The sequence below is a fragment of the Labrys sp. F242 genome, assembly GCF_057813875.1.
This window is the reverse complement of sequence record NZ_JBVASG010000066.1, coordinates 1-267: the sequence shown is the minus strand read 5'-3', so window position 1 is coordinate 267 and position 267 is coordinate 1. Positions and strand designations below refer to the sequence as shown.

The 267-nt window shown below is 71.5% G+C and carries 1 pseudogene; it reads left to right on the top strand.

Annotation, left to right across the window (positions count from 1 at the left end):
- Positions 1 to 267 (top strand): annotated as a pseudogene (locus ACZYTC_RS34455) (succinate--CoA ligase subunit alpha); the annotation flags it as partial.

Below are 267 nucleotides of genomic sequence, written 5' to 3'. Positions count from 1 at the left end.
CCCATTCGATCGTGATGATCGGGGAGATCGGCGGCTCGGCCGAGGAGGATGCGGCGCAGTTCCTGATCGACGAGGCCAAGCGCGGGCGCAAGAAGCCCACCGTCGGCTTCGTGGCCGGCCGCACCGCACCGCCCGGACGGCGCATGGGCCATGCCGGCGCCATCATCTCCGGCGGCAAGGGCGATGCCGGCTCCAAGATCGCCGCGCTCGAAGCCGCTGGCGTCAGGGTATCCCCATCCCCCGCTCGCCTCGGTACCACGCTCACCG